The sequence below is a fragment of the Selenomonas sp. oral taxon 478 genome (assembly GCF_001189555.1).
Lineage (GTDB): Bacteria > Bacillota > Negativicutes > Selenomonadales > Selenomonadaceae > Centipeda > Centipeda felix.
Window position 1 is genome coordinate 904,172 of the sequence record NZ_CP012071.1, and the last position, 25,782, is coordinate 929,953.

At 58.8% G+C, this 25,782-nt stretch carries 22 protein-coding genes; 21 read left to right on the plus strand and 1 reads right to left on the minus strand.

Annotated features, from left to right (window positions below; all coding sequences use genetic code 11):
- The 20 genes from ADJ74_RS04250 to ADJ74_RS04340 all read left to right on the plus strand — a co-directional run bounded on the left by ADJ74_RS04250 (window position 1) and on the right by ADJ74_RS04340 (window position 21,339).
- Window positions 1-342 carry a nucleotidyltransferase family protein gene (locus ADJ74_RS04250; RefSeq protein ID WP_050342172.1) on the plus strand — a complete coding sequence of 114 codons (342 nt, stop codon included), beginning with the start codon at window positions 1-3 and terminating at the stop codon, window positions 340-342.
- On the plus strand, window positions 287-706 hold the full coding sequence (locus tag ADJ74_RS10885; protein ID WP_071844292.1) for a DUF86 domain-containing protein: 420 nt from the start codon (window positions 287-289) through the stop codon (window positions 704-706). The genes ADJ74_RS04250 and ADJ74_RS10885 overlap by 56 nt, the downstream gene beginning before the upstream one ends.
- Window positions 690-2,747: a DNA topoisomerase (ATP-hydrolyzing) subunit B gene (gyrB, locus tag ADJ74_RS04255; RefSeq protein ID WP_050342174.1), complete on the plus strand. Its 2,058-nt coding sequence runs from the start codon at window positions 690-692 to the stop codon at window positions 2,745-2,747. Before ADJ74_RS10885 ends, gyrB begins: the two co-directional genes overlap by 17 nt.
- A 148-nt stretch (window positions 2,748-2,895) precedes the next feature.
- A complete protein-coding gene (locus ADJ74_RS04260) occupies window positions 2,896-3,588 on the plus strand; it encodes a DUF6882 domain-containing protein (protein WP_050342176.1) in 693 nt (230 codons plus the stop codon).
- 343 nt (window positions 3,589-3,931) lie between these two features.
- Window positions 3,932-4,561: an NAD(P)-dependent oxidoreductase gene (locus tag ADJ74_RS04265; RefSeq protein ID WP_050344204.1), complete on the plus strand. Its 630-nt coding sequence runs from the start codon at window positions 3,932-3,934 to the stop codon at window positions 4,559-4,561.
- A gap of 112 nt (window positions 4,562-4,673) precedes the next feature.
- Window positions 4,674-5,456 carry a protein-ADP-ribose hydrolase gene (locus ADJ74_RS04270; RefSeq protein WP_050342178.1) on the plus strand — a complete coding sequence of 261 codons (783 nt, stop codon included), beginning with the start codon at window positions 4,674-4,676 and terminating at the stop codon, window positions 5,454-5,456.
- Window positions 5,453-6,343: a Sir2 silent information regulator family NAD-dependent deacetylase gene (locus ADJ74_RS04275; RefSeq protein WP_050342180.1), complete on the plus strand. Its 891-nt coding sequence runs from the start codon at window positions 5,453-5,455 to the stop codon at window positions 6,341-6,343. Before ADJ74_RS04270 ends, ADJ74_RS04275 begins: the two co-directional genes overlap by 4 nt.
- Before the next feature lie 236 nt (window positions 6,344-6,579).
- Window positions 6,580-8,301 (plus strand): hypothetical protein, encoded by a 1,722-nt coding sequence (locus ADJ74_RS04280; RefSeq protein WP_050342182.1) that lies wholly within the window; start codon window positions 6,580-6,582, stop codon window positions 8,299-8,301.
- A 334-nt stretch (window positions 8,302-8,635) separates the two neighbouring features.
- A complete protein-coding gene (nagB, locus tag ADJ74_RS04285; RefSeq protein WP_198145295.1) occupies window positions 8,636-9,382 on the plus strand; it encodes a glucosamine-6-phosphate deaminase in 747 nt (248 codons plus the stop codon).
- Window positions 9,379-10,527 (plus strand): N-acetylglucosamine-6-phosphate deacetylase, encoded by a 1,149-nt coding sequence (nagA, locus tag ADJ74_RS04290; protein WP_050342186.1) that lies wholly within the window; start codon window positions 9,379-9,381, stop codon window positions 10,525-10,527. Before nagB ends, nagA begins: the two co-directional genes overlap by 4 nt.
- A 63-nt stretch (window positions 10,528-10,590) precedes the next feature.
- The gene (locus ADJ74_RS04295; protein ID WP_050342188.1) at window positions 10,591-11,262 is read left to right on the plus strand and encodes an N-acetylmannosamine-6-phosphate 2-epimerase; all 672 of its coding nucleotides are present in this window, start codon (window positions 10,591-10,593) and stop codon (window positions 11,260-11,262) included.
- Between the two features lie 79 nt (window positions 11,263-11,341).
- Complete coding sequence (locus ADJ74_RS04300) at window positions 11,342-12,217, plus strand: N-acetylneuraminate lyase (RefSeq protein WP_050342190.1); 876 nt, start codon at window positions 11,342-11,344, stop codon at window positions 12,215-12,217.
- Window positions 12,218-12,318: 101 nt separating this feature from the next.
- Entirely contained in the window at window positions 12,319-13,866 is a 1,548-nt protein-coding gene (locus ADJ74_RS04305; RefSeq protein WP_006690782.1) for a sodium:solute symporter, read from the plus strand.
- Between the two features lie 60 nt (window positions 13,867-13,926).
- Window positions 13,927-14,376 carry a YhcH/YjgK/YiaL family protein gene (locus tag ADJ74_RS04310; protein WP_050342191.1) on the plus strand — a complete coding sequence of 150 codons (450 nt, stop codon included), beginning with the start codon at window positions 13,927-13,929 and terminating at the stop codon, window positions 14,374-14,376.
- An 18-nt stretch (window positions 14,377-14,394) separates the two neighbouring features.
- Window positions 14,395-15,282: an ROK family protein gene (locus ADJ74_RS04315; protein WP_050342193.1), complete on the plus strand. Its 888-nt coding sequence runs from the start codon at window positions 14,395-14,397 to the stop codon at window positions 15,280-15,282.
- 51 nt (window positions 15,283-15,333) lie between these two features.
- Entirely contained in the window at window positions 15,334-15,801 is a 468-nt protein-coding gene (locus ADJ74_RS04320; RefSeq protein WP_253271725.1) for a hypothetical protein, read from the plus strand.
- Window positions 15,802-15,817: 16 nt separating this feature from the next.
- Window positions 15,818-17,455, plus strand: coding sequence for an FAD-binding protein (locus ADJ74_RS04325; protein WP_050342195.1), 1,638 nt, complete (start codon window positions 15,818-15,820; stop codon window positions 17,453-17,455).
- 238 nt (window positions 17,456-17,693) lie between these two features.
- The gene (locus ADJ74_RS04330; RefSeq protein WP_050342197.1) at window positions 17,694-18,824 is read left to right on the plus strand and encodes a cyclically-permuted mutarotase family protein; all 1,131 of its coding nucleotides are present in this window, start codon (window positions 17,694-17,696) and stop codon (window positions 18,822-18,824) included.
- A gap of 146 nt (window positions 18,825-18,970) precedes the next feature.
- Window positions 18,971-19,813, plus strand: coding sequence for a MurR/RpiR family transcriptional regulator (locus ADJ74_RS04335; protein ID WP_050342199.1), 843 nt, complete (start codon window positions 18,971-18,973; stop codon window positions 19,811-19,813).
- A 197-nt stretch (window positions 19,814-20,010) separates the two neighbouring features.
- Window positions 20,011-21,339: a D-serine ammonia-lyase gene (locus ADJ74_RS04340; protein ID WP_050342201.1), complete on the plus strand. Its 1,329-nt coding sequence runs from the start codon at window positions 20,011-20,013 to the stop codon at window positions 21,337-21,339.
- A 63-nt stretch (window positions 21,340-21,402) separates the two neighbouring features.
- On the opposite strand, the gene gyrA is transcribed toward ADJ74_RS04340, so the two are convergent.
- On the minus strand, window positions 21,403-23,850 hold the full coding sequence (gene gyrA, locus ADJ74_RS04345) for a DNA gyrase subunit A (protein ID WP_050342203.1): 2,448 nt from the start codon (window positions 23,848-23,850) through the stop codon (window positions 21,403-21,405).
- A gap of 202 nt (window positions 23,851-24,052) precedes the next feature.
- On the opposite strand from gyrA, the gene ADJ74_RS04350 reads away from it, so the two are divergent.
- On the plus strand, window positions 24,053-25,777 hold the full coding sequence (locus tag ADJ74_RS04350; protein WP_050342206.1) for a tetratricopeptide repeat protein: 1,725 nt from the start codon (window positions 24,053-24,055) through the stop codon (window positions 25,775-25,777).
- Window positions 25,778-25,782 lie beyond the last annotated feature (5 nt).

The window sequence follows — 25,782 nt, forward strand, 5'->3', positions numbered from 1 at the left end:
ATGATTCTCAGTATTGATGAAATCCGTGATAAAATCCGCCCCATCTGCGAGAAATACAAAATTGAAAAGGTATGGCTCTTCGGCTCGTATGCACGCGGCGAGGCGCGTGAGGACAGCGATGTGGACGTCTACGCCGAGTCGAGTAATCATGTGAGTTTGTTGGATTTGATTGCATTTCGCATGGATCTAGAGGATGCTGTTGCAAAGGATGTAGATATGATTACGCGCATTCCGAATGAGTATCCGATTTTTGCAAAATATGTGGAAAGAGACAAGGTGCTGCTCTATGACGCTCAGTCCGAAGGACGCACAGATTCTGCAAATTATCGTTCAATATTGTGAGGATATCGACGAGGCACAGGAACGTTTTGGCAAAACACGGGATGATTTTATAAAGGATCGTCTCTTTCAGCATGCTTGCTCTATGGCATTACAGACGATAGGGGAAGCGTCGCGGAGTTTCTCCGACGCATTTATTACAGAACATCAAGAAGTCGCGTGGAGACTCATCAAAGGGATGCGAAATTTTTTTGCACATTCCTACCATATCTCGATTGATATGGATAAAGTATGGATGATGGTTCATCGAGATATTCCTTTGCTTAAGGCATATTGTGTTAATATACTAAAAGAAAATCACTGTGATGTATTTCGTATAGCACCGATGATCGACCCCCAAGGAGGACATAATGGCAAAGAAAAATAACCCAAATGAAACGACGGACGAGCAGGCGGAGATCCGTCCGCTGACCCCCGAGGAGGCAAAGGAAGCCGCTGAGATGGCAGATGCGCCCGATCTTACGGGTATCGCGATCTCGGAGGAGGAGATGGGAGATGAGGTGACCGCCGTCGACGCCGACTACGGCGCGGGACAGATCCAAGTCCTCGAAGGACTGGAGGCGGTACGCAAGCGTCCCGGCATGTACATCGGCTCGACATCAGAGCGCGGCCTGCATCACCTCGTTTATGAGGTCGTGGACAACTCCATCGATGAGGCGCTCGCGGGTTACTGCGACACGGTCGGCGTCACGATACACAAGGACAACAGCATCACCGTCACGGACAACGGACGCGGCATCCCCGTCGATATGCACGAGAGCGGCATGCCCGCCGTCGAGGTCGTTCTGACCGTTCTCCATGCGGGCGGCAAATTCGGCGGCGACGGCTACAAGGTCTCCGGCGGTCTGCACGGTGTCGGCGTCTCCGTCGTCAACGCCCTCTCCACGGAGATGGACGTCGAGGTGCGCCGCGACGGGAAAATCTTTGCGATCTCCTTTTCGCGCGGCGTCACCACGACGAAGCTGCACGAGATCGGCACATCTGATACAACGGGCACGCGCGTCCACTTCGTCCCCGACCCCGAGATCTTCACCGTCACGACCTACAGCTTTGACACGCTGAAGCATCGTCTGCGCGAGCTCGCCTTCCTCAACCACGGCATCACGATCACGCTCACCGACGAGCGCGGCGCCGAAGTGCGCAGCGAGACCTTCCACTTTGACGGCGGCATCCGCTCCTTTGTCTCCCACCTCAACCGCAAAAAGGAAACGATCAACGAGGAGCCGATCTACTTCAACGGCGTGAAGGACGACACCGTCGTCGAGATCGCCATGCAGTACAACGACAGCTATCAGGAGAATATCTACAGCTTTGTCAACAACATCAACACCGAGGAGGGCGGCACGCATCTCGCGGGCTTCAAGATCGCGCTCACGCGCGCGGCGAATGACTTTGCGCGCCGGCTGAACGTGCTGAAGGACAAGGACGGCAACCTCTCGGGCGAGGACGTGCGCGAGGGACTGACCGCCGTTATCAGCCTCAAGGTGCGCGAGCCGCAGTTCGAGGGGCAGACCAAGACGAAGCTCGGCAACTCCGAGGTGCGCGGCATCGTGGACTCCATCGTCACCGAGGGGCTCACGGAGTACTTCGAGGAGAACCCCGCCGTCACGAAAAAGGTGCTCGACAAGGCACTCATGGCGTCGCGCGCCCGCGAGGCGGCACGCAAGGCACGTGAGCTGACGCGCCGGAAGAACGCACTGGAGGTCTCCAGCCTGCCCGGCAAGCTCGCGGACTGCTCCGTCAAGGATCCCGACCAGTGCGAGATCTACATCGTTGAGGGCGACTCTGCGGGGGGCTCTGCGAAGCAGGGACGCGACCGAAGGTTCCAAGCGATCCTCCCGCTGCGCGGCAAGATCCTCAATGTGGAGAAGGCACGCCTCGACAAGATCTTTGCCAATGCCGAGATCCGCACGATGATCACGGCGTTCGGCACAGGCATCGGCGAGGAGTTTGACCTCTCGAAACGCCGCTACAGCAAGATCATCATCATGACCGATGCAGATGTGGACGGCGCGCACATCCGCACGCTCCTCCTCACGTTCTTCTACCGCTACATGAAGCCGCTCGTCGACCACGGGCACGTCTACATCGCACAGCCGCCGCTCTATCAGATCCGCAAGGACAAGAAGCATTTCTACACCTACTCCGACGAGGAGCAGGCGAAAAAACTCGACGAGATCGGGCGCGACGGCGTGACCATCCAGCGCTACAAGGGACTCGGCGAGATGAACCCCGAGCAGCTCTGGGAGACGACCATGAACCCCGAGGGGCGCACCATGCTGCAGGTCGGTGCAGAGGACGCCGAGGCGGCAGACGAGCTCTTCACCATCCTCATGGGCGACAAGGTCGAGCCGCGCCGCCAGTTCATCGAGGAGAACGCGAAACTCGTGCGAAATCTGGATATTTGATTTATAAATTGAGATAGAAAAATCCCCTTGACGCCATGTGTGTCAAGGGGATTTTGTTGCGTATGTTCCTGTGCTATACTAAACTATCGGTGAAACGATAAAAGAGAAAACCCCTGACGTATTTTATGATCTATATGGAGGAACAACGATGAAGCAATTTCTCGATCAACTCGCTGTGCCGCACGGGGACTGGACGGCGCTTTTCTCTGCCTGCCTCGGCAAGATGATCAGCGTTCAGCAAGCCTGTGCCGAGTACGTGGTGAAAAACGAGGACTGGGACGTCGATCTGGAGCGCGGCGTGATCAGCTTCGGCACGCGCGAATACCCGCTCCAGTTCATCGGCAGCGAGTCCGCATCGAGCGGCACATGGCTCTGGGGCTGGGAGAACATCAATGATTTCCCCGAAAAGATCATCCGCCTCGCGCGTGAGACGAGGGAGTTCGGTGCAGCGCAGCAAATCGAGGCACTAACGACGGACGAATTCGACCTGAACGATACCTATAACGGGCACAACCTCTCCATCGTCACCTGCGGACTGGCGGACGGATACGCCTACTATCGCTGCCCGCATAACGGCGGCGCATTCTTCGTCGGCCTGTCGGATGTGCCGGATGCGGTCTTTGATCCCGTTGATTTTCCGCGCTTTATTTCGACGGTGTCACAGTGCATCCAGCAGTTCGATGTGGATCACCGCCTCCTGGTCGAGGGATTCCTGCGCTGGAATCAGACGCCGTACGAGTGGCATGGGTCACGCATCACGGCACATTTTACGCAGGATATCATCATCGCCTTTGAGGATGTGGATGGCGCGCGGCGCATCTCCGCCATGCGGAGTGTTTGACTCCGATCAGAAATCCCCCTGATGCACAGCATGCATCAGGGGGATTTATTTTGCCATGTACGTGTTTCTGTGATCTTAAGGAAGTACTGATAAATTCGGTACAACCATATTGACGCATCTTTTTTGCCCGCACTTCGGCGGAAAATCCTCCACAGAGCACCACTCTGCGTCCGGTTTTCCACCTCGTTCGGACGAAAAAATCTGCGCCAATCTGGCAGACTTCATTTTATCAGTGATTCCTTAAAAAAATATATTGTACCTATTGAAATTCTATTTTATCTATGTTATATTTCTAGTGTAATTAAATAAATTACAAAATAAAAATCAAATGGAGGAATTTATGATGAAAATTGCAGTTGTGGCATCCAATGGAAAGGCAAGCCGTGCGATTATTGAGGAGCTTGTGGCACGCGGACATGAGGTTACGGCGTTTGCACGTCATGAGAATCAGAGTGCGGCGAAGCATTTTGTGCAGAAGGACATTCTGGATCTGACAAAGGGAGATCTTGCGGGCTTTGATGCTGTGGTGGACGGATTCGGTGCATTTACGCCGGAGACGCTGCCGCTGCACACAAAGACGAGCCAGCATCTCGCCGATCTCGTTGCGGGGACGAATACGTGTCTCTATATCGTCGGCGGCGCAGGAAGTCTCTATGTCGATGCATCGCACAAGGTGCAGCTCCTGGATACGCCGGAGTTCCCAGCGGTGTTCTACGCACTCGCCAAGGCACAGACCGAGGAACTGGCTGCCCTCCGTACGCGGAAGGATGCAAAGTGGGTTTTTGTCAGCCCGGCGGCAGATTTCCGTCCGGATGGAGAGAAGACCGGTGCGTATATTCTTGGCGGTGAGGAGCTGACGCTCAGTACAGCAGGCGAGAGCATCATCAGCTATGCGGACTATGCCGTCGGTATGGTGGATCTGATCGAGAGCGGTGAACACATCGGTACGCGTGTCTCGCTCGTTCAGAAGTAAGGCCGATTGACTGACACTGAAAAGGATGCTGTCTGTAACGCTCTCTCTCGTGAACAACGGGGGAGAGTGCTCTATTTTTTGCAAAAGTTTTCTGTAAAAGGAAGTGATCGCTGTGTCTTTATCCATCATTCAAAAAATGAATGACATGCTCCTCACTGAGATGCCGGAGTATCGCGCGCAGGCGGCGGAGGTCGGTGTGTCGGGAGAGCAGCAGCGGCAGCTTCTGCGCGCGCTGATGAATGTGCGTCCGCCGCGCCCGCTTTCGGAAGACTTTCTGGCGCTGCAGGATCAGCTGCTCTCAGCGGAGCGCGAGGCACGCGGCGTGGTGGATGTCATGGCGCTCCCATCCGTCGCCTCTGATGCGCGTATTGCCCTCTGGCAGGGAGATATCACGCGCCTTGCGGCAGATGCGATCGTCAACGCGGCCAACTCTGCCCTGCTCGGCTGTTTTATCCCCTGTCACCGCTGCATCGACAATGCGATTCACTCGGCGGCGGGGCTGCAGCTGCGCGCGGCATGCGCTGCGCTGATGGAGGAGCAGGGGCATCCCGAGGAGACGGGAACGGCGCAGATCACGGAGGGGTACAATCTCCCTGCGCGGCACGTCATCCATACGGTCGGACCAATCGTCAGCGGTGCTCTGACGGATCGTCATCGGGCGCAGCTCGCCTCCTGCTATCGTTCCTGTCTCTCCCTTGCCGCGGAGCATGGTCTCAGGAGCATTGCGTTCTGCTGCATCTCGACGGGGGAGTTTCACTTCCCAAATGCGGCGGCGGCGGAGATCGCCGTGCGTGAGGTGCGGGATTTCCTCACGCGTGATACGTCCATAGAACGTGTCATTTTCAACGTGTTCAAGGACGAGGATCGTGACATCTATGAAAGGCTTTTATCATGATGGAATCCATCACGCGCATCACCGACGCGCTCCGTGCGGCGGACTGCGTGCTCATCGGCGCGGGTGCAGGACTCAGCACCTCAGCGGGCTATGACTATGCGGGTACGCGGTTTATGACGTATTTCGCAGATTTTCACGAGCGATTCGGTATGACGGACATCTACAGCGGGGGCTTTTATCCCTTTCCATCACGCGAGATTTTCTGGGCGTGGTGGAGCAGGAGCATCTACGTCAACCGCTATGCGCCGATGCCGGAGAGCGATGTCTATCCGAATCTCCTCCATCTGGTTCGTGAAAAGGATTATTTCGTCCTGACGACGAATGTCGATCATGCCTTTCAGCGGACGGGGTTCGATAAAGAGCGTCTCTTTTACACGCAGGGGGATTATGGTCTCTTTCAGAGCAGTCAGCCGGCGGGTGTTACGGCGCATCGCACCTATGACAACGAGGATGCCGTATGTGCGATGCTCACGGCACAGGGATTCACGTTCGCTGCCGACGGGGCGCTCATCGTCCCCGCGCGGAATGCGCTGCGGATGGAGATCCCGACGGAGCTCATTCCCCGCTGTCCCGATGATGGTGCGGAGATGACGACGAATCTGCGCGCAGACTCCTCCTTTGTCGAGGATGCGGGATGGCACGCCGCCGCCGCACGCTATACGGACTATCTCGCGCGGACGGAGGGGCGACGGACACTCCTCCTAGAGCTCGGCGTGGGGATGAATACGCCCGGCATCATCAAGTATCCGTTCTGGCGCATGACGGCAGAGCGCGCGGATGTGACACTCGTGACCGTGAGCCGTGATGCGTATGTGCCGAAGGAGATCCGTGATCGGAGTGTTGTGCTTGGCAGCGATATTGGAGCGGTGCTGAGAGAGCTTGTTTGATAGAGGAGCAGGGCTGTTGCACGAGAATTTTAGCGTCGTGCAGCAGCCACTTTTTTGTGTGACTTGTATTTTGCATGATATCGATTTTCTTGTCCCATGCGTGTGCCTATGCTATACTATTTTCTATATCATCAACGGGATATGCATATTCCATAATACAATAACTTATAATATGAAATTATATATAATTAAATAAAATAAATTATAAATAACAACACAAAATATGGGGAGAGAAGATGAGCGATACCATTTACATCGAGCCGGATCTGTCATATCTGGAGGATCGTCTGGACGCGCTCGGTGATTTTGTCGGTGCGGCACATTCGGAGATCCATGCCGTCGGGCGCAGTGTCGATGATCTGCGTGGGGACGTGGAGACGCTGACGCAGGACTTTCATGCCTATGCGGCAAAGCAGGAGCGGACGAACCGCATCCAGCTCGCGGAGATCCGTCTGGTGAAGCTGCGGCAGGAGATCGAGCATCGATTCGGCCACTATGCGGAGATCCGCCGCATGGCGCGCGGCATTCTGGAGGCGAATGATCTCGCGGTCGTGCGGCAGGATACGCTGCGTGCGGCGGCAGAGGAGCTCATGCTCCGTGCGCCCGGCTACTGGCTGGCACCCGCGCTCGTTGCGCTCGCGGCGTGGATCAACGACGAGGAGGAGGTCGCAAACCGCGCGTGCGCGGAGGCACTGCACCGCGATGATGAGCGAACGTCACTCTTTTTTGCACTGGTCTGCCGCCGTTTCGGCCGGAAAGAGGCGAGTCTGCACTGGCTGCAGCGCTACTTTGCCGGACTGGATGGGGGGGCGCTTGACCGCAAGGCGGGCATCGTCATCGATGCCTACGTGTCGGGGCTCCTCGGACGCGATGCAGACGGGCTCATTCGCCGCCGGATCGACGGCTGGATCGATCGGTTCAGCAGGGTATATAGTTTTGCCGATGCACAGGAAAAACGCTGGTATGAGGCGATGAAGGCGATGTGCTCCGCTCCGCCCGCAGAGGGCAGTTTTCCCTATCTGAGGGTGCACACTGACAGATCGGTGTCGGAGGCGCTGGAGCGTACGCTCTCGTGTGCGCGTCTCTATGAGAAACTCAGCACACATTTTCAGCAGATCGTCACGCAGACGGCGCCGCCCCGCACGCTGAAACAGCAACTGGACAGCATCCTGGAGCGTCTGGCCGCCGACTTTGATGCGGCGGAAAAGCCGCTGCACATGGAGTCGATCCTTGAGAAGCTGGTCATCCATGAGGGCGGCAGGGAGGATCGTGCGCGCAGAATTTTAGCGGAGAAGGTAAAGGCCTTTGACGAGCGGCGCGACTTCATGCAGCTCCTGTCGGATGCGGCGATGCACCCGCAGGAGATGCAGGCGAGCCCCGCGCTGCAGAAAATGGCGCTTGCCCTTGGGCGTGATTCGATTCTTTCCGCCTTTCGCGATATTGTCGCGGAGAATCGCGCCGCCATCCCGCAGACCATCAAATTTAGGATTCTTGCATTTGATAACGAGACGGAAGACGGATCCAATGAGGAAAAACTGCTGCGGTTATTTGTCACGTGGAACGATCTTAAGCGCATGATCCGCATGCGCCCCTATGAGCTGTCCTCACAGGAAAAACTCTTTCGATGGATATGGCTCCTCCCCGTGCTGCTCGGTCTCTACGGCGGGGAGGTATACTGGACGGCGCTCGGCATCGCCGCCGGCGCGGCGATCTTTAACGCGTACATCAAGGCGAAGAAACGCATGGACAGCATCCATACGAGCATTACGGAGGAGTATCAGAAACAGGAGGAGGAGGGCAAGCAGATGCTCCGCGGGGTGATCGCGGAGATCGTGGACTACCGCACGGAGATCGCACGGCTCGATGCGGAGAGCGAAAAGGTCATTGACCTCCTGCAGGGACTGAACCCGGCGCAGTTCATAGGAAGTGCGGACGGCAGTCGGCGCGTACAGGTATGAGGTGGTAACTTTTCGCCGAGGGATCGTCAAACGGCGGAAATGAGATAAAAGAAGGACGATGGTATGAGGATGCAGCCCTCGCACGATCGTCCTTCTTTTATTGCCGTTTTTGTTAAGGAAGCACGGATAAATTCGGCACGACCATCTTAGGGAAGTACGGATCAACTCAGCATGGTCGATCGCAATTCTTTTTTCTTTTAAAACGAAATATATTTTCTTTTATCACCGAGAAAAAATAAAATTCAATTATTTTATGAAAAATAATTGAATTTTATCTAAGATTATGTTATATTGTAGTAGATTTCAGACGAGTTTTACCGAAAGGAGAATTGCGTTGCGTATTATTTATACCGACACCTATCAGAATATGAGCAAGGAGGCGGCAAAGATCCTTGCGGGGCAGCTCTGGGTCAAACCGGACTCGGTTCTGGGGCTTGCCACAGGCAGCACGCCGGTCGAGCTCTATCAGAATCTGGTTTGGCTGCATGAGGCCGTGGGGCTGGATTTCTCCGAGGCAACGTCATTCAATCTGGACGAGTATGTCGGTCTGCCTGAGGACGATCCGCAGAGCTATCACCGCTTTATGCACGAGAATCTCTTTGACCATGTGAATATACGGAAGGATCACATCTTCTTCCCAAACGGCATGGCAAAGGATGCAGACGCCGAGGCGGCGCGCTACGAGGCGGCGATTGCGGCGGCGGGCGGCATCGATATGCAGCTCCTCGGGATCGGGCGCAACGCGCACATCGGCTTCAATGAGCCGGGCGAGGCGTTCGCACGGACGACGCACAAGGTGGTGCTCAAGGAGAGCACCATCGAGGCAAATTCACGCTTCTTCTCCTCTCCTGATGAGGTGCCGCGTGAGGCGATGAGCATGGGCATCGGCACGATCTTTCATGCACGCCATATCGTCCTCATGGCGAGCGGCGCAGAGAAGGCAGAGGCGGTGCGCGATGCGGTATGCGGCACGATTACGCCGCGCGTCCCCGCCTCCATCCTCCAGCTGCATCCGCAGGTCACACTCATCGTTGACCGTGAGGCGGGCGCACTGCTGCGGGAATCGAGTGATACGAAATGAGAGCCATCCAAAACGGCGTTCTCATCCTGCCGAGCGCGGACGGACATTTTACCGCGCAGGAGGGTCTTGTCCTCTGCTATGATGAACGCATCACGAACATCCTGCCGGCGGCAGAGTTTCGCGCGGCAGATGCCGAAACGGTGATTGATGCGGCAGGTGCGTATGTTGCTCCCGGATTTCTGAACGTCCACATTCACGGATGTGACGGCGCGGATACAATGGATGAGGACGCAGATGCCCTCCGCCGCATCGCCGCATTTCAGGCGCGGACGGGTGTCACCGCCTTCCTGCCGACCACGATGACTTGTGCCTTTGATGCCGTAGAGCGAGCACTTGTGCGTATCCGCCGCGCGATGAACGCCGATGGCACGGGGGCGCGCGTCCTCGGTGCACACATGGAGGGCCCCTTCATCAGTCCGGCGAAGAAGGGAGCACAGGACGAGCAGTACATTCTGCCGCCCGCATTCGCGAAGATCGCGCCCTATGCGGATGTCATCAAGATCATCACGATCGCGCCCGAGATGCTGACGGAGGAGAACTTTATTGCGCAGTGCCGAACGCACGGCATCATCGTCTCGCTTGGCCATACGGCGGCGGACTATAACACCGCACGCGCAGCAATCACGGATGGTGCGGCGCACATAACGCATCTCTGCAACGCCATGACGGGGCTGAATCACCGACGTCCCGGCGTTCTCGGCGCGGCACTCGACAGCGATGCGAACTGCGAGCTGATCGTCGATAACGTCCACGTCCACCCCGCCATGCAGCGCATCATCTACGCGGCGAAGCGCGGTGCGCACATCATCCCCATCACGGACTCCCTGCGTGCCTGCGGGCTCGGCGACGGCGTCTCGGAACTCGGCGGGCAGAAGGTATTCGTCAAGGGGACGCTTGCGACACTCGCGGACGGCACCATCGCGGGCAGTGTGCTCTGCCTGAATCACGGACTTTCGATTTTTCGTGAGAACACGGGCGCATCCATCCCCGCTGTCGTGGAGACGGCGACGCGCACCCCGGCCGAGGAGCTCGGTGTCTATGACCGTCTCGGCTCGCTCACGGTCGGAAAATACGCCGATATTGCGATCTTCGATGAGCAGTTCCGGATACATCGCACAGTGATTGGCGGGCGGGATTGTTTTTGAAGGATAAATATATAAAAATTACTAAAAATAGAGATAAATTCAAATAAATTGGAGGCTGTTTCAATGAATTTCTTTGACAAGGTCAAGGGAAAGCTCATTATTTCCTGTCAGGCACTCGCGGACGAACCGCTCTGCAGTCCATTCATCATGGGGCGCATGGCACGCGCGGCAAAGGAGGGCGGCGCCGTCGGCATTCGCGCACAGAGTGTGGCGGACATCGATGAGATCCGTGCTGTCACCCAGCTGCCCGTGATTGGTCTCATCAAGCAGACCTATGCGGACTCGGAGATCTATATCACGGCGACCATGCGCGAGGCGGAGGCATTGATCGGGACGGGCTGCGAGATGATCGCCCTCGATATGACGAACCGTGAGCGCCCGCAGGGGACGGATGTGCGTGATCTCATTGCACGCATCCATGCGGCGCATCGTCTCGTGCTCGCCGATATTTCGACCTATGAGGAGGGCATGAAGGCAGCGGAGCTCGGCGCGGATGCCGTCTCGACCACGATGTCGGGCTATACGCCGTACAGCCCGCAGATCGCGGGGCCGGACTTCGCGCTGATGCGCCGCCTTGCGAAGGATGCGCCCGTGCCTGTCTTTGCGGAGGGGCGCATCAACACGCCGGAGGAACTGGTACAGGCGATGCAGACCGGTGTCTTCGGTGCGATTGTCGGCTCTGCCATTACGCGTCCCCAGCTGATTGCACGGCGCTTTACCGAAGCGATTGCATAAATAGAGATGCGCAGTATCCCGCAAGTGATGCTGCGCGGTGAGGCTATTCTTTCTATTTCATCCAAAAGGAGAAATTATTATGAGAGATCTTAAGGGACTTTATTCCGCACTGCTCTGCTCGTTCCACGAGGACGGAACGATCAACGAGAAGGGACTGCGCCAGATCATCCGCCACAACATCGACCACAACAAGATGGACGGGCTCTATGTCGGCGGCAGCACGGGCGAGAACTTCATGCTCTCGACGGAGGAGAAAAAGCGCATCTTTGAGATCGCGAAGGACGAGGCAAAGGACGATGTCACCCTCATCGCGCAGGTTGGTTCGATCAACCTCAAGGAGTCCATCGAGCTTGCGAAGTTCGCGACGGATCTCGGCTATGATGCGCTCAGCGCAGTCACGCCGTTCTACTACAAGTTCAGCTTTGATGAGGTACGTCACTACTACGAGAGCATCATCTCGGATGTGGACAACCGCATGATCATCTACTTCATCCCGTTCCTCACAGGAGTCAACATCAGCATTCCGCAGTTTGAGAAACTGTTCGCGAACAAGAAGATCGTCGGCGTCAAGTTCACTCAGGGCGACTTCTACCTCCTGGAGCGCATGCGCAAGGCATTCCCGGACAAGCTCATCTTCGCCGGGTTCGATGAGATGCTTCTCCCCGCGACGGTGCTCGGCATCGACGGCGCAATCGGCTCGACCTACAACGTCAACGCGGCGCGCGCCCGTCAGATCTATGACCTCGCCCATGCGAACAAGATCAGCGAGGCGCTCGAGGTGCAGCACGTCACGAACGACCTCATCACCGATATCCTCGACAACGGCCTCTACGGCACGATCAAACTCCTCCTCGAAGAGCAGGGCATTGAGGCGGGCTACTGCCGCGAGCCGATGAAGGCATACACGCCGGAGATGCGTGCCCGCGCCAAGGAGATCTACAAGAAGTACTTCTGAGAAGATTGGTATCGTGTGCAGCCGCATCCAAAGCCTTCCCCGCACGTCGGGGGAGGGGTGCGCTGCTTCCCCCATTCACATCACAATAGGAGGAGATTTTCATGCATGAGGGATTTACCTGGATTGATACGGCAGTCCTCATCATCTACCTGCTCGGCGTCCTCCTGGCAGGTCTCTACTATTCAAAAAAGGAAATGAAGGGCAAGGAGTTCTTCAAGGGCGACGGCACCATCCCCTGGTACGTTACCTGCGTCTCCATCTTCGCGACGCTGCTCAGCCCGATTTCCTTCCTTGCCATCCCGGGTAACTCGTATCACGGCTCGTGGATCTTCTGGTGGGCGCAGCTCGGTATGCTGTTCGCCATCCCGCTCACCATCCGCTACTTCCTGCCGATCTACAGCCGCCTGGAGATCGATACGGCGTATCACTACCTCCAGAAGCGTTTTGAGAGCGGCAAACTCCGTATCCTCGGCGCACTCATGTTCATCGTCTTTCAGCTCGGACGCATGTCCATCATCATGTATCTGCCGTCCGTTGCACTCGCGGAAGTTACGGGGATCGATGTCAACCTGCTGATCGTCGTCATGGGGGTCATCGCCATCATTTATTCCTACTCCGGCGGACTCAAGGCGGTGCTCTACACCGATTTTATCCAAGGCACGGTTTTGATTGTCGGCATCGCTCTCTCGCTCGTCGTCATGATCGGCAGCATCCACGGCGGCTGGGGAACGGTCTGGGATACACTCACCACAGGGCATAAGTTCCTGCTCGAAAACGAGGTCTGGTTCAGCCCCGATATCGTATCAAGCAGCGTCTTTATTACCTTTATCGGCGGCGGTCTCGTCACGTTCGCATCCTATGTATCCAGTCAGGACATCGTCCAGCGGTTCACCACGACGACCGACATGAACCAGCTGCGCAAGATGACGCTCGGCAATGGAGTCATTTCCATCTTTGCCGCGACGGTGTTCTTCCTCGTCGGTACCGCACTCTTCGTGTTCTATCAGCAGAACCCCGGCCTTCTCATGACCGACCGGCGCGATCTCGTGCTGGCGGCGTACATCACATACGAGCTGCCCACGGGTCTGACGGGCATCCTGCTGGCCGCGCTCTTTGCCGCCGCGCAGTCCACGCTCTCCACGGGCATCAACTCCGTGGCGACAAGCTGGGTGCTCGATATCCAGTCCGTGCTTCATCCTGAGATGCCGATGAAAAAGCAGACGCGCATCGCGCAGTTCATCTCGCTCGGCATCGGTATCCTCTCCATCGTCGTTGCCATCATCATGGCAGGCAGCGACATCCGCTCGGCGTATCAGTGGTTCAACAGCTTCATCGGGCTTGCACTCGGTGCACTCGCAGGCGTCTTCGTTCTCGGTGCATTCAGCCGCCATGCCAATGCGGCAGGTGCTGTCGCAGGCTTCCTCGTATCGACGGCAGTGGTCATCTACCTGAAGTACTTCGTCCCCTCCGTTTCGTTCTGGTCGTATACCCTCATCACCATCGCTCTCACGCTTGGGGTCGGTACGATCGTCAGCCGCCTCACAGCACCCGGCTATACGGCACCTGCGGGTACGACGGTCTATGATACGCGCGGCGCGTCCCGCTGCGATGGGCAGGAGGATGCGGCAGTGTGTCACGTACATAAATAATTCGTTGCTGTTCATTACGCCCGGCGCACCTGCGTCGGGCATTTGTCAAAGGAGAGTTTTATGATCTACGGCAGCATCCATCATGAAGATACCTATTCCTTCCTCCCGCCGCGCATTCGGCAGGCACTTGACTTTGCACGGACGCATGACCTCGGTGCGCTCCCGACGGGGCGCAACGAGATCGCAGGCGACGATGTCTATGTCAACATTGCGCACTATACGACGGGGGAGCGCAGCGAAAAGATCTGGGAGGCGCATCGTGCCTACATCGACATCCACGTTCTCGCCGCGGGCACGGAGAAGATCGATGTCAGCCTGATCGAGCGGATGGAGACACATCCCTACGAGGCGGACAAGGACTATGTGCCGGCAGACGGCGCCGTCACGCAGACCACCGTCATGCGTCCCGGGGATTTCCTTATCTGCTTCCCCGAGGATGTGCATCGCTCGGGGGTGAAAGTGGATGCACCGGCGCCGCTGAAAAAGGGCATCTTTAAGGTTCGTGTATAATCATGGGAGGGAGAGACCGTGTATCTCTGTATTGATATCGGCGGTACGGCGATCAAATACGGCGTGACCGATGCGGCGGGGACATTTGCTGCGCATGGTTCCATGCCAACCGAGGCACAGGAACACGGCGGCCCCGGCATCGTACGCAAGGTCAACGCACTCGTTCGGACGGCACAGGAGAAGCACGCACTGCGAGGCGTCGCGATCTCCACGGCGGGCATGGTCGATCCTGCCGCAGGGTCGATTCTCTATGCCCTTGAGGCGTCGATCCCACAGTATCAGGGGGTCAACTGGAAAGTCGTCATGCGCGAGAACTTTGACCTCCCTGCCGCCGTCGAGAACGACGTCAACTGCGCCGCGCTCGGCGAGCTGTGGAAGGGGGCAGGACGCGGCGCGTCCTCATTCTTTGCCATGACCGTCGGCACGAGCATCGGCGGCTGTCTCGTCATGGACGGGCGCGTTGTGCACGGTGCCGCAGGGAGTGCAGGGGAGATCGCCTATATGCGCGTTCCGGGCGGAAGACTCCATGAGCGCTGCTCGGCAGCGGGGCTCGTCTCAGCCGTCTGCCGCGCAAAGGGGCTTTCTGACGGCAGCCTTGACGGACATGACGTGTTTGACTTTCTTGCCAAAGGGGATCCTGCGGCGCAGAAGGAGGTGGCACTGCTCATCGAATCCCTTGCGGATGCCATCACGAACGTTGTCTGCGTTGTGAATCCGGAGCGCATCGTGCTCGGCGGCGGCATCATGGCGCAGGAGGCCGTGATGCGCCCGCGCGTGGAGGATGCCCTCCGTACACGGCTTTCTCCGCCCGTCTATGCGGCGACAGAGCTCTCCTTTGCCGCAACGGGAAATGATGCGGGCATGCTCGGGGCGCTCTACCACTTCCTTCAGGAACAGGGCGTATAGATCGAATCAGTGCTTCTTGGCGGGAGTACAGACGAGTCGGGGGCGCGTGCCGTGACACGGCTCACCGCGCCGAACGGCAAGCTCCGCACAGAGACGCTGCCCGCCCTGCCCTTTGCCCTGCAGAACGGCGTCGCCGCCTATGACAAGGATACTGTGTACCTCGGCGGAGGCAAGCAGGACGGCGTGCTCAGCAAGAAGTTCTACACCTACGATATCAAGACAGGAACGCTTACCTCACTGCCTGATTTCCCCGGCGAGGCACGCGAGCAGTCGGTCGCGGAATTCCTCGGCGGGCGGCTCTATGTATTCAGCGGCGGTGCGAACGTAGCGTACACGGACGGCTATGCCTACGATCCGAAGACGCGCGCGTGGACAGAGGTCAAGGGGCCGAACGTGGACGGCACGCCGTCGACACCCTCCGCCAGATCGACGGCGTGCTGCGCGTCGACCTCGTGTAAACGCAAAGCATCCGCCGAACTGCAGGGGCGTGTCGTCCCTCTGACCGAGCACCTGTCCTAATGAGGAGAAAGACCACATGATTGTTCCATCCCAAGACCACTGTGACGTGCTGGTGATCGGCGCGGGCATCGCCGGGATCTGTGCGGCGATTGCGGCGGCAAAAGAGGGCTGCGCCGTCGTGCTCACGAGCAGTACGGAGATCTTTTCCGGCTCCAGCTTTTTCCCGGGGACATGGGGACTGGGGCTGATCGGTCCTGTGGACGCGGCGGACGAGGACGACCTTGCCGCAAGCATTGCGCGGGTCGGAGCGGGGATGACGACACCCGCGCTCGTCAAAACCTTCGTACACAAGATCAATCCCGCGATCAACGCGCTGAAAGCACGCGGCATCCGGCTGCGGACGGCGGAAAAATCCGATGAAAAAGAGTTTATCCCCTGTTTTGACCACAAGCGGCGAAATTGGAATGGTCTGGAAGCCGCCCGTATGCGTGCCGTCTTCCAAAAGGAGCTGTCGGAATACGGGGTGCGGCTCTGCCCCCATCATGAGGCATTGGAACTCGTTCAGCGCAGCGGACGCGTGTGCGGCGCAGTGTTCGCGGCGAAGAACCGCCTTCTCGCCATTCGCAGCAAGGCGGTCGTCCTCGCCACGGGCGGCTACAGCGGGCTGTTTCAGAACTGCCTCACGACCGCCGATGTCACGGGGACGGGGCACGCCTTGGCACTGCGGGCGGGGGCGCGGCTCATCAATATGGAGTTCATGCAGATGATGCCCGGCTTCCTCTCCCCTGCGCCAAAGACCGTATTCAATGAAAAGACCTTTCGTTTTGCCACCTTCCGCGACGCGGACGGAAACGACATCTTGGCGCATCTGCCGAACCGCGCCGCACTGCTGGCGCAGCGATCCACGCACGGGCCGTTTACCGCTGCGGGTGCGGATCGCGCGGTCGACTTCGCCATTGCACGCGCGGAGAAAAGCGGCGGGGCATATGTGAGCTATTCGGACGAGATGAAGCGAAATCCACCCGAGTTTATCGCGACCTATTTCGACTGGCTGCGCGAAAAAAAGGGGCTGACCCCGAACGATCCCGTGCGAATTGGGATGTACGCCCATGCAGCGAACGGCGGCATCGTGATCGACAGCGATGCCGCAACGGATGTCCCCGGCCTTTATGCCTGCGGCGAAGTGACCGGCGGGATGCACGGGGCGGATCGGATCGGCGGGCTGTCCAGTGCAAACGGGCTGGTGTTCGGAGAGATCGCGGGCAAATCCGCCGCCACGGAGGCGCGCGGCACAATGGCTGCGGACGATGCGATCCTCCTGCGCGCGCACAGCATCCCCGATGCACACAGCATACGCAGCCGTCTCCGCAGTGTGATGACAGAGAATGCCATGATCGCACGCAGCGCGGATGGGCTGACGCGGGCAATCCGCTTCTGCACGGATGCACTGGAGGAAATGGAGCGTAATGCCCCCGCGACCACTGCAGCGGATGTCGCCGCAGTCCTCCGACTGTCCGCTCAGCTGCGGACAGCGACGGCAGTTCTGACAGCAGCTCTGCTCCGACGGGAAAGCAGGGGGGCACACTACCGCACGGATTACCCTGACACACTGAAATCGGAGGAAAAGAGGATCATCGTTACCGAAACGAACGGCGCGATCACGGCGCGGTACGAAAGTTCCGAAGAACGCATGAACGATATGAAAAATATTTGAATTTTATCATCAAATATGCTATCACTTCCTTATGAAAATAGAAAATATTTTTAGGAATCACTGATAAAATGAAGTCCGTCAGATTGGCGTTGATCTTCCTGTCAGAGAGATCGGTCGGGCGCATCGTCGAAGCTATGGGGAGGATCGAGAGCACAGTGCGGGTGAAAATATGCGCCAAGATGATGGGGACTGCGTGTATCCGCGCTTCCTATGCCCCGATACAAAAGGAGGAAATGATATGACACACTCATTCCGTCATACCGCACTCGCGGCACTCATCGCCCTTGCCCCGCTCACGGCTGCAGCCGCGCCCGCCGAGGTCGGCACACCGGCGATCGCGTGGCAGTCGGTCGGCACACTCTCACCCGCCGCAGGATACGCGGAGAACATCGGCGTCGCAGGTCTCGTACAAGGGACGTTCGGCGACTACATCATCGTTGGTGGCGGCGCGAATTTTCCCGCGGGCGGACCGCTCACGGGCGGGGCAAAGGTGACCTATCCCGACGTCTACGTCCTGCGCGCCACGCCAGCAGGGCTCACCGAGACAGATCACGCGCAGATGCCGTACCCTGTCGGATACGGCGTATCCGTGACGACACCGGACGGCGTGCTCTACTTCGGCGGCAGTACCGACGAGACGGGGGCGCGTGCAGTGACACGCCTCACCGCGCCGAACGGGAAACTCCATACAGAGACACTGCCCGCCCTGCCCTTTGCCCTCCAGAACGGTGTCGCCGCCTATGACAAGGATACTGTGTACCTCGGCGGAGGCAAGCAGGACGGCGTGCTCAGCAAGAAGTTCTACACCTACGATATCAAGACAGGAACGCTTACCTCACTGCCTGATTTCCCCGGCGAGGCACGCGAGCAGTCCGTTGCGGAGTTCCTCGGCGGGCGGTTCTGCGTATTCAGCGGCGGTGCAAACGTGGCGTACACGGATGGCTATGCCTACGATCCAAAGGCGCAGACATGGACGAGTGTCGCCGCGCCGAACGTGAACGGTACGCCCGTATCGCTTCTCGGTGCGCGTGCCGTGCGTCTCAATGCGGACGAGATGCTCGTTGTCGGCGGCTTCAACCGCGAGATCTACGACTGGGCAGTATCGAATCTGAACACCCTGCAAGGGGAGGAAAAGGACGCATTCCGCGCACATTACTTCACCATGTCGCCCGAGGACTACCACTGGAACCGGGAAATCCTCGTCTACAATGCAAAGGCCGACGCATGGCGCAGTGTCGGACAGCTGCCGTTCCCTGCCCCATGCGGCGAGGCACTCGTCATCGCACGCGGCGCACTCTTTTCCATCAGCGGTGAGGTGAAGCCCGGCGTACGCAGCCCGCGCCTCTATCGCGGACTGTTTGTGAAGTGACGAACGCCGCTCTTTGCCCTGCCGCATCCTTCGGACAGCCCGACGAAGGGACTGCCCACAGGAAAAACGCCGCTCTGCGTGGACGGCGTTTTCTTTTTCAAAAAAATCTGCTATGATGAAAGACAAGAATTGCATGAGGTGATCCAATGAAGATACTCAGCCGGCTTGATGATCTGCCGTTTCGCGTCTCGAAGGGCGACCGCAAGATTATCGCCTGCATCCGTGCTCATCTCACGGAAATCCCGCGCATGACCATCCGTGAGATCGCCCATGCGAGCGGCACGGCAGAGGCGACCTGCACACGCTTCGTGCGGAAGATGGGCTTTGCGGGACTCAGCGATTTCAAGGCGGCACTTGCCGCGGAGGGAGCAGAGCTGGGACGCTATCTCGACCGCGGGAATATCCAAAATGGGGAGACACCGCGTGAGACGGCGCGCAAGCTGCTCTCCGCGAACGTGATCGCCCTCGAAAAGACGCAGGACATCATCGCGGATGAAACGATTGACCGCTGTGCCCGTCTTCTCATCGGCGCACAGCGGATCGCGTTCATCGGACTGGGCTATTCGGGGATCATTGCGCAGGACTCCTGTTTCAAGTTTCTGCGCATTGGCATGAACTGCCTCGCGCCGCGCGATAATCACACGATGCGGATGATCGCCGCCATCATGGAGCCGGACGATGTCATTGTCGCCATTTCGCACTCGGGTGAGACGGCGGACATCCTTGCAACGGTCGATATCGCCCGCACACGCGGCCTGCGAATCATCTCCCTGACGGAGCATCATCCCTCGCGGCTCCGCAGCGCCTCCGATGTGAGTCTTACCTACATCGCGGCGGAAACCCCTCTCGAGACGGGCTCCATCGCCTCCAAGACGGCGCAGTTCTTCCTCGTTGACCTCGTCTACACCGAGGTGATGAAGATCCTCCCGCCAAGTGCCATGGAAAAGCGCATCCGAACAACGGCGGCCGTGCGGGAGACAAAGGAGTAGAAACGGTCAATTTGGGTATAGAAAAGCTCCTCCTCCCCTGCGTATCCTTTGCCGCGGCGGAACCCGCACCGATCATGACGCCGCTGCCAATCCATCGTTTAGGCAGGGTAAAAGGGGATTGTTATTTCTTTTCGCGGTCATTCGTTCATGATATAATCACCATAAGATAAGCCTTTCATTTATCATAGGAGAATGATATGAATACAGATGCTTTTATCGCAGGGGATCATGGACTTGCTGCTGTCCGCAGCGCAGAGGAGACGGTATGGATCAATCCGCGTCTCTTGCCCTTTGATGTGGTGGACGGATTGTCGCAGCTCGTCGTCTCGGATGACGATATTGCGGATGCGGCGGCGCGGCTCCGTCGGTTTGCGCCCTTGGTCCGCCGTGTCTTTCCGGAGACGGAGGAGACGGATGGTCTCATCGAGTCGCCGCTCCGTGCCGTCCCTGCGATGCAGAAACGGCTTTCCGATGGATACGGGGCACAGATCCCGGGGCGTCTTTTGCTGAAGATGGACAGCCATCTCGCGATTGCGGGCTCGGTGAAGGCGCGCGGCGGGATCTATGAGGTGCTGAAGCATGCGGAGCGGCTGGCGATGGATGCGGGTCTGCTGGCGCATGATGATGACTATGCGAAGATCGCCGATCTGCGTGACTTCTTTGCGCGCTATACCGTGCAGGTCGGCTCGACGGGCAATCTCGGCATGTCCATCGGCATCATGAGTGCGGCGATCGGGTTTCATGTGCGTGTCCACATGTCGGCCGACGCGAAGCAGTGGAAGAAGGATCTCCTGCGCGCTCATGGGGCAGAGGTGATTGAGTATGCGGATGACTACTCGCGGGCGGTGGCGGAGGGACGGCGTGCCTCGGATGCGGATCCCATGAGTCACTTTGTCGATGATGAGAAGTCCGTCGATCTCTTCCTCGGCTATGCTGTCGCGGCAGAGCGTCTTGCGGCGCAGCTGACGGCGCAGGAGATCACGGTGGACCGCGAGCATCCGCTGATCGTCTATATCCCTGCCGGGGTCGGCGGAGCGCCGGGCGGTGTGTCCTATGGCCTGCGGCGTCTCTATCATGATGATGTGCACTGTTTTTTCGTGGAGCCGGCACAGTGTCCCTCGGTTCTCCTCGGGGTCGCGACGCAGCGATTTGAGCGTGCCAATGTTCATGATTTCGGCATCACGGGAAAGACGGATGCGGACGGGCTTGCCTGTGCCAGTCCGTCGAGTCTCGTGACGCGCATCATGACAAATCACATGGCAGGGGTCTTTACCGTCTCCGAGGCACATCTCTATGACTATCTGCGCGATCTCGATGCGAGCGAGGGCATCCGCATCGAGCCGTCGAGCTGTGCGGCATTCGCGGGTCCTGTGGGGCTTCTGCGCTGCCCTGCGGCGCGTGACTACTGTGCGGCGCACGGTCTGACGGAGGAACGTCTCCATCGTGCGGCGCATATCGCATGGGCGACGGGCGGGCGGCTCGTGCCGGCAGAGGTTTGGGAGGAGTATTTAGGGACATATCGGTGATTCTGCAAAAAAAGCATCGCTTTCTGTGAAAAGAAGCGATGCTTTTTGATATGTAGTTTTTACTCACTCACCTGCGCTGTCGACGATGCGGTTCATGGTTGCCATGGAGGCGACGCGGTCGCTTTCGGCGATGGTCATGAGTTTGACGCCCTGGGTGTTGCGGCTGATGAGGGAGATCTCGTCGACGCTGGTGCGGATGACGATTCCCTCGGTGGTGATGAGCATGAGTTCTTGGTTCTCACGCACGACGCGGATGCCGACGACGGGGCCGGTTTTTTCGGTGACCTTCATGTTGATGAGTCCCTTGCCGCCGCGCGTCTGGGTGCGGTACTCGGAGGCGGTAGTGCGCTTGCCGTAGCCGCCCTCGGTGACGGTGAGCACCTCGGAGTCGCTGCGCAGGACGTCCATTGCGACGACTTCATCGCCGTCGGCGAGGGTGATGCCGCGCACGCCGCGCGCAACGCGCCCCATGGAGCGTACGCCGTCCTCGGGGAAGGTGATCGCCTTGCCGCCGCGCGTGCCGAGCATGATGCGGTTCTCTCCGTCGGTGAATTTGACGCCGATGAGCTCGTCGTCTTCGTCGAGGTTGACCGCCCGCAGGCCGTTCTTGCGGATGTTGCCGAACTCGGAGAGCGGTGTTTTCTTGACGACGCCGTGCTTGGTGCCGAGGAAGAGGTAGCGGTCGGCGCGGAATTCCTTGACCTGGATGACGGCGGTGATGCGCTCGTCGGTTTCGACGGCGAGGAGGTTGATGATCGCCGTGCCCTTCGCCTGCCGTCCGCTTTCGGGGATTTCGTAGGATTTCAGGACGAAGGCGCGCCCGCGGTTCGTAAAGAAGAGGATGTCGTGGTGCGTGGTGGTGATGAGGAGGTCGCTGACGATGTCGGTTTCCTTGGTCCCCATGCCGCGCACGCCGACGCCGCCGCGCCGCTGGCGGCGATAGGTGTCGAGCGGGATGCGCTTGATGTAGTTGTTCAGGGTGAGGGTGACGACGACGTCTTCTTCGGCGATGAGGTCTTTGACGTCCATTTCGCTCGCGTCGAAGGTGATCTCCGTACGGCGTTCGTCGCCGTATTTGTCGCGCACTTCGATGAGCTCGTTTTTGATGATGGCGAGGACTTTCGTGCGGTCGGCGAGGATGCCCTTGAGCTCCTCGATCAGTTTCAGTACCTCTTGGTACTCCTCTTCGATTTTCTCGCGCTCGAGGCCGGTGAGGCGCTGGAGGCGGAGGTCGAGGATGGCCTGTGCCTGTTTCTCGGTGAGTTTGAAGCCGTCCATGAGTGCCGTGCGTGCGATGTCTGCCGTGCGGCTTTCGCGTATCGTTGTAATGACAGCGTCCAGATGGTCGAGTGCTATTGTCAGTCCTTCGAGGATGTGGGCGCGAGCCTCTGCCTTCGTCAGTTCGTACTGTGTGCGCCGCGTGATGACCATTTCCTGATGGTCGATGTAGTGCTCAAGGACGTGCTTGAGGTTCATGATGACGGGCTGTCCGTCGACGAGCGCGAGCATGATGACGCCGAAGCTGTCCTGCAGCTGGGTGTGTTTGTAGAGCTGGTTGAGGATGACGTTCGGCGCGCTGTCACGGCGCAGTTCGATGACGATGCGCATGCCGCTGCGGTCGGATTCGTCACGCAGGTCGGTGATGCCGTCGATCTGCTTGTCGCGGACGAGCTCGGCGATCTTCTCGATGAGGCGTGCCTTGTTGACCTGATACGGGAGTTCGGTGACGATGATGCGCGGTTTGCCATTGCTCATCGTTTCGATGTGGGCGCGTGCGCGCATTTTGATGACGCCGCGTCCGGTGGTGTATGCCTTGCGGATTTCCTCGGTACCGAGGATGAGCCCCGCGGTCGGGAAGTCGGGTCCCTTGATGACGCCCATGAGTTCGTCGATGGTGGTGTCGGGGTTGTCGATGAGCATGAGGGTGCCGCCTATGACCTCGACCATGTTGTGCGGCGGGATGTTGGTCGCCATGCCGACGGCGATGCCCGCGGTGCCGTTGACGAGGAGCTGCGGGAATTTCGCGGGGAGGACGGTCGGTTCTTTCTCCGAGCCGTCGTAGTTGTCCGTAAAGTCAACGGTTTCCTTGTCGATGTCGCGCAGCATGAGCTCGGCGATTTTCGACATGCGCACTTCGGTGTAGCGCATGGCGGCGGCAGAGTCGCCGTCGACGGAGCCGAAGTTGCCGTGGCCGTCCGCGAGCATGTAGCGCATGGAGAAGTCCTGCGCCATGCGGACGATGGCGTCGTAGACGGAGCTGTCGCCGTGCGGGTGATATTTACCGAGCACTTCACCGACGATGCGCGCCGATTTTTTGTACGGCTTGCTGCTGGTCATGCCCGAGCCCTGCATCGCATAGAGGATGCGGCGGTGTACGGGTTTTAGGCCGTCGCGTACGTCAGGAAGGGCGCGCGCGACGATGACGCTCATCGCATAGTCGATGTAGGAGTTTTTCATCTCGTGTTCGAGGTTGACGGGGACGATGCGCCCCTGTCCAAAGTCCAGATCCAAAATGTCACCTCTCCGTGTTCGTTCCATAAAAATACATACTAAGTATAGCATTTTCGCGGGGAAAAGTCTATGTTTGGGGCTGCGCACCGCATCGTCTCACGATATTTTGTCAAAAGTCAGGGGCTCTTTGCTGAGAGCGGGGAGAAAAGGGATTCTTCTTCTTCCCGTCGAATAGAGGTTATATTGCGAAAGGCGGGATGGTATGGACGATGTGCAGGCACTGCGGCAGGAGATTCTCCTGCGTGCCAATGATCTCTATGAAAAGAGGGAGTATGCGCGTGCGGCGGAGGTCGCGCAGGAGCTGCTGACGGTTCTGCCCGAGGATGCGGAGATGCGCTATATTCTCGCCGCCGCGCTGACGCAGACGGGGGCGTACGATGCGGCGCGGGCGGAGGTCGCACGCATCCGCGCCGTGTGTCCCGACCATGCGGGCGCCGCGCGGCAGGAGGTCTATATCGACCGCGCGGAGGGGAGGCTCGCGACGGAGATCGCACATCTGCGCGCGCTGATCGATATGCTGAAACGGCGCATGGCAGAGGAGGAGGAGCGCCGTGCGCACGATGCGGTATTTCTTGCGAGTGCGTACAGTCTCCTCGGTTCGGCATTGACGGAGGCGGGGGAGGCGCAGGAGGCGGTCGCGGCGTTCCTCGCGTCCGCACAGTTGGAGACGGGGCGCGCCCAGCGGGCGGTGGAGTACAGCAACGCGCTCTTTGCCGTGAACTATCTGCCGACGTATCTGCGCCCGCTCTATGCGGGGCTCGCGTACGGCTACGATGCGCTCTTTGCCGATGTCCTGCCGTGGGCGGAGGCGGCGGACGCCGTGCGTGGGCATGCACGCATCCACATTGGCTATATCTCGCCCGATCTCTGTGTGCATCCCGTCGGGCGGCTCGTGCGCCCGCTCCTCACGCAGTATGACCGCACCCAATTTGCCGTCCATTGCTACGCGCGCTGCGCAGAGGATGTGCTCTCGGCGGAGATGCGCGCCGCGGTGGATGTGTGGCATAATGTCCGCGGCTGCTCTGCGGCGGAGACGGCGGCGCTCATCCGCCGTGACGAGGTGGATATTCTCGTCGATCTCGCGGGGCATACGAAGGGGAACGTCCTGCCCGTTCTCGCGCTCCGCCCAGCGCCCGTGCAGATGACGGGGATCGGCTATTTTAATACGACGGGGTTGTCTGCGGTGGACTATGTGCTCTCGGATGTGTATGTCGATCCGCCGGGGGCGGGAGACGATGCGATGACGGAGGAGATCCTCCGCCTGCCGCACAGTCATTTCTGCTATTCACTGCCCGATGATCTGCCCCCTGTCATGCCGCCGCCGATGGAGCAGCGGGGATATGTGACGTTCGGCTCATTCAATAATTTCAATAAGGTGACGGATGAGGTGCTGTGCCTCTGGCGGCAGGTGCTGGATGCGGTGCCGGGGGCGCGTCTCCTCGTCAAGAGCAGGATCTTTGACCATGCGGAGAGTCGAACGATGGTCGCGGAGCGTCTCGTGCGCTGTGGGATTCCCGCCGCGCGTGTCGAGATGCGCGGGTTCAGCCGTGACTATCTGGCGGAGTACGGGGATGTGGATATCGCGCTCGATCCCTTTCCCTATACGGGCGGCATAACGACCTGTGAGGCACTCTCGATGGGCGTACCCGTGGTGACGCTTGCAGGGACGAGCCACGGTGCACGGTTCGGTGCGAGCCTCCTCACGAATGCACATCTCCCCGAGCTCGTTGCGCAGACGCCTCTGGACTATGTGCGGATCGCGGCGGGGCTTGCCTCCGATCCTGCGACCCTGCGTGCTCTGCGGATGAATCTGCGCACGATGCTGCGGCACGCACCGCTGACGGATGCCGCAGGCTATGTGCATGATGTGGAGGACGCGTATCGGTCGATCTGGGCGAGATTTGTGCGCGCGGCGGGCACTACGTGAGAGGT

What these genes read in the sequence shown, in the direction of transcription:
- ADJ74_RS04250 (WP_050342172.1), top strand. Translation starts at nt 1, where the DNA reads ATGATTCTCAGTATTGATGAAATCCGTGATAAAATCCGCCCCATCTGC.
- ADJ74_RS10885 (WP_071844292.1), top strand. Translation starts at nt 287, where the DNA reads ATGACGCTCAGTCCGAAGGACGCACAGATTCTGCAAATTATCGTTCAA.
- gyrB (WP_050342174.1), top strand. Translation starts at nt 690, where the DNA reads ATGGCAAAGAAAAATAACCCAAATGAAACGACGGACGAGCAGGCGGAG.
- ADJ74_RS04260 (WP_050342176.1), top strand. Translation starts at nt 2,896, where the DNA reads ATGAAGCAATTTCTCGATCAACTCGCTGTGCCGCACGGGGACTGGACG.
- ADJ74_RS04265 (WP_050344204.1), top strand. Translation starts at nt 3,932, where the DNA reads ATGAAAATTGCAGTTGTGGCATCCAATGGAAAGGCAAGCCGTGCGATT.
- ADJ74_RS04275 (WP_050342180.1), top strand. Translation starts at nt 5,453, where the DNA reads ATGATGGAATCCATCACGCGCATCACCGACGCGCTCCGTGCGGCGGAC.
- ADJ74_RS04280 (WP_050342182.1), top strand. Translation starts at nt 6,580, where the DNA reads ATGAGCGATACCATTTACATCGAGCCGGATCTGTCATATCTGGAGGAT.
- nagA (WP_050342186.1), top strand. Translation starts at nt 9,379, where the DNA reads ATGAGAGCCATCCAAAACGGCGTTCTCATCCTGCCGAGCGCGGACGGA.
- ADJ74_RS04295 (WP_050342188.1), top strand. Translation starts at nt 10,591, where the DNA reads ATGAATTTCTTTGACAAGGTCAAGGGAAAGCTCATTATTTCCTGTCAG.
- ADJ74_RS04300 (WP_050342190.1), top strand. Translation starts at nt 11,342, where the DNA reads ATGAGAGATCTTAAGGGACTTTATTCCGCACTGCTCTGCTCGTTCCAC.
- ADJ74_RS04305 (WP_006690782.1), top strand. Translation starts at nt 12,319, where the DNA reads ATGCATGAGGGATTTACCTGGATTGATACGGCAGTCCTCATCATCTAC.
- ADJ74_RS04310 (WP_050342191.1), top strand. Translation starts at nt 13,927, where the DNA reads ATGATCTACGGCAGCATCCATCATGAAGATACCTATTCCTTCCTCCCG.
- ADJ74_RS04325 (WP_050342195.1), top strand. Translation starts at nt 15,818, where the DNA reads ATGATTGTTCCATCCCAAGACCACTGTGACGTGCTGGTGATCGGCGCG.
- ADJ74_RS04330 (WP_050342197.1), top strand. Translation starts at nt 17,694, where the DNA reads ATGACACACTCATTCCGTCATACCGCACTCGCGGCACTCATCGCCCTT.
- ADJ74_RS04335 (WP_050342199.1), top strand. Translation starts at nt 18,971, where the DNA reads ATGAAGATACTCAGCCGGCTTGATGATCTGCCGTTTCGCGTCTCGAAG.
- ADJ74_RS04340 (WP_050342201.1), top strand. Translation starts at nt 20,011, where the DNA reads ATGAATACAGATGCTTTTATCGCAGGGGATCATGGACTTGCTGCTGTC.
- ADJ74_RS04350 (WP_050342206.1), top strand. Translation starts at nt 24,053, where the DNA reads ATGGACGATGTGCAGGCACTGCGGCAGGAGATTCTCCTGCGTGCCAAT.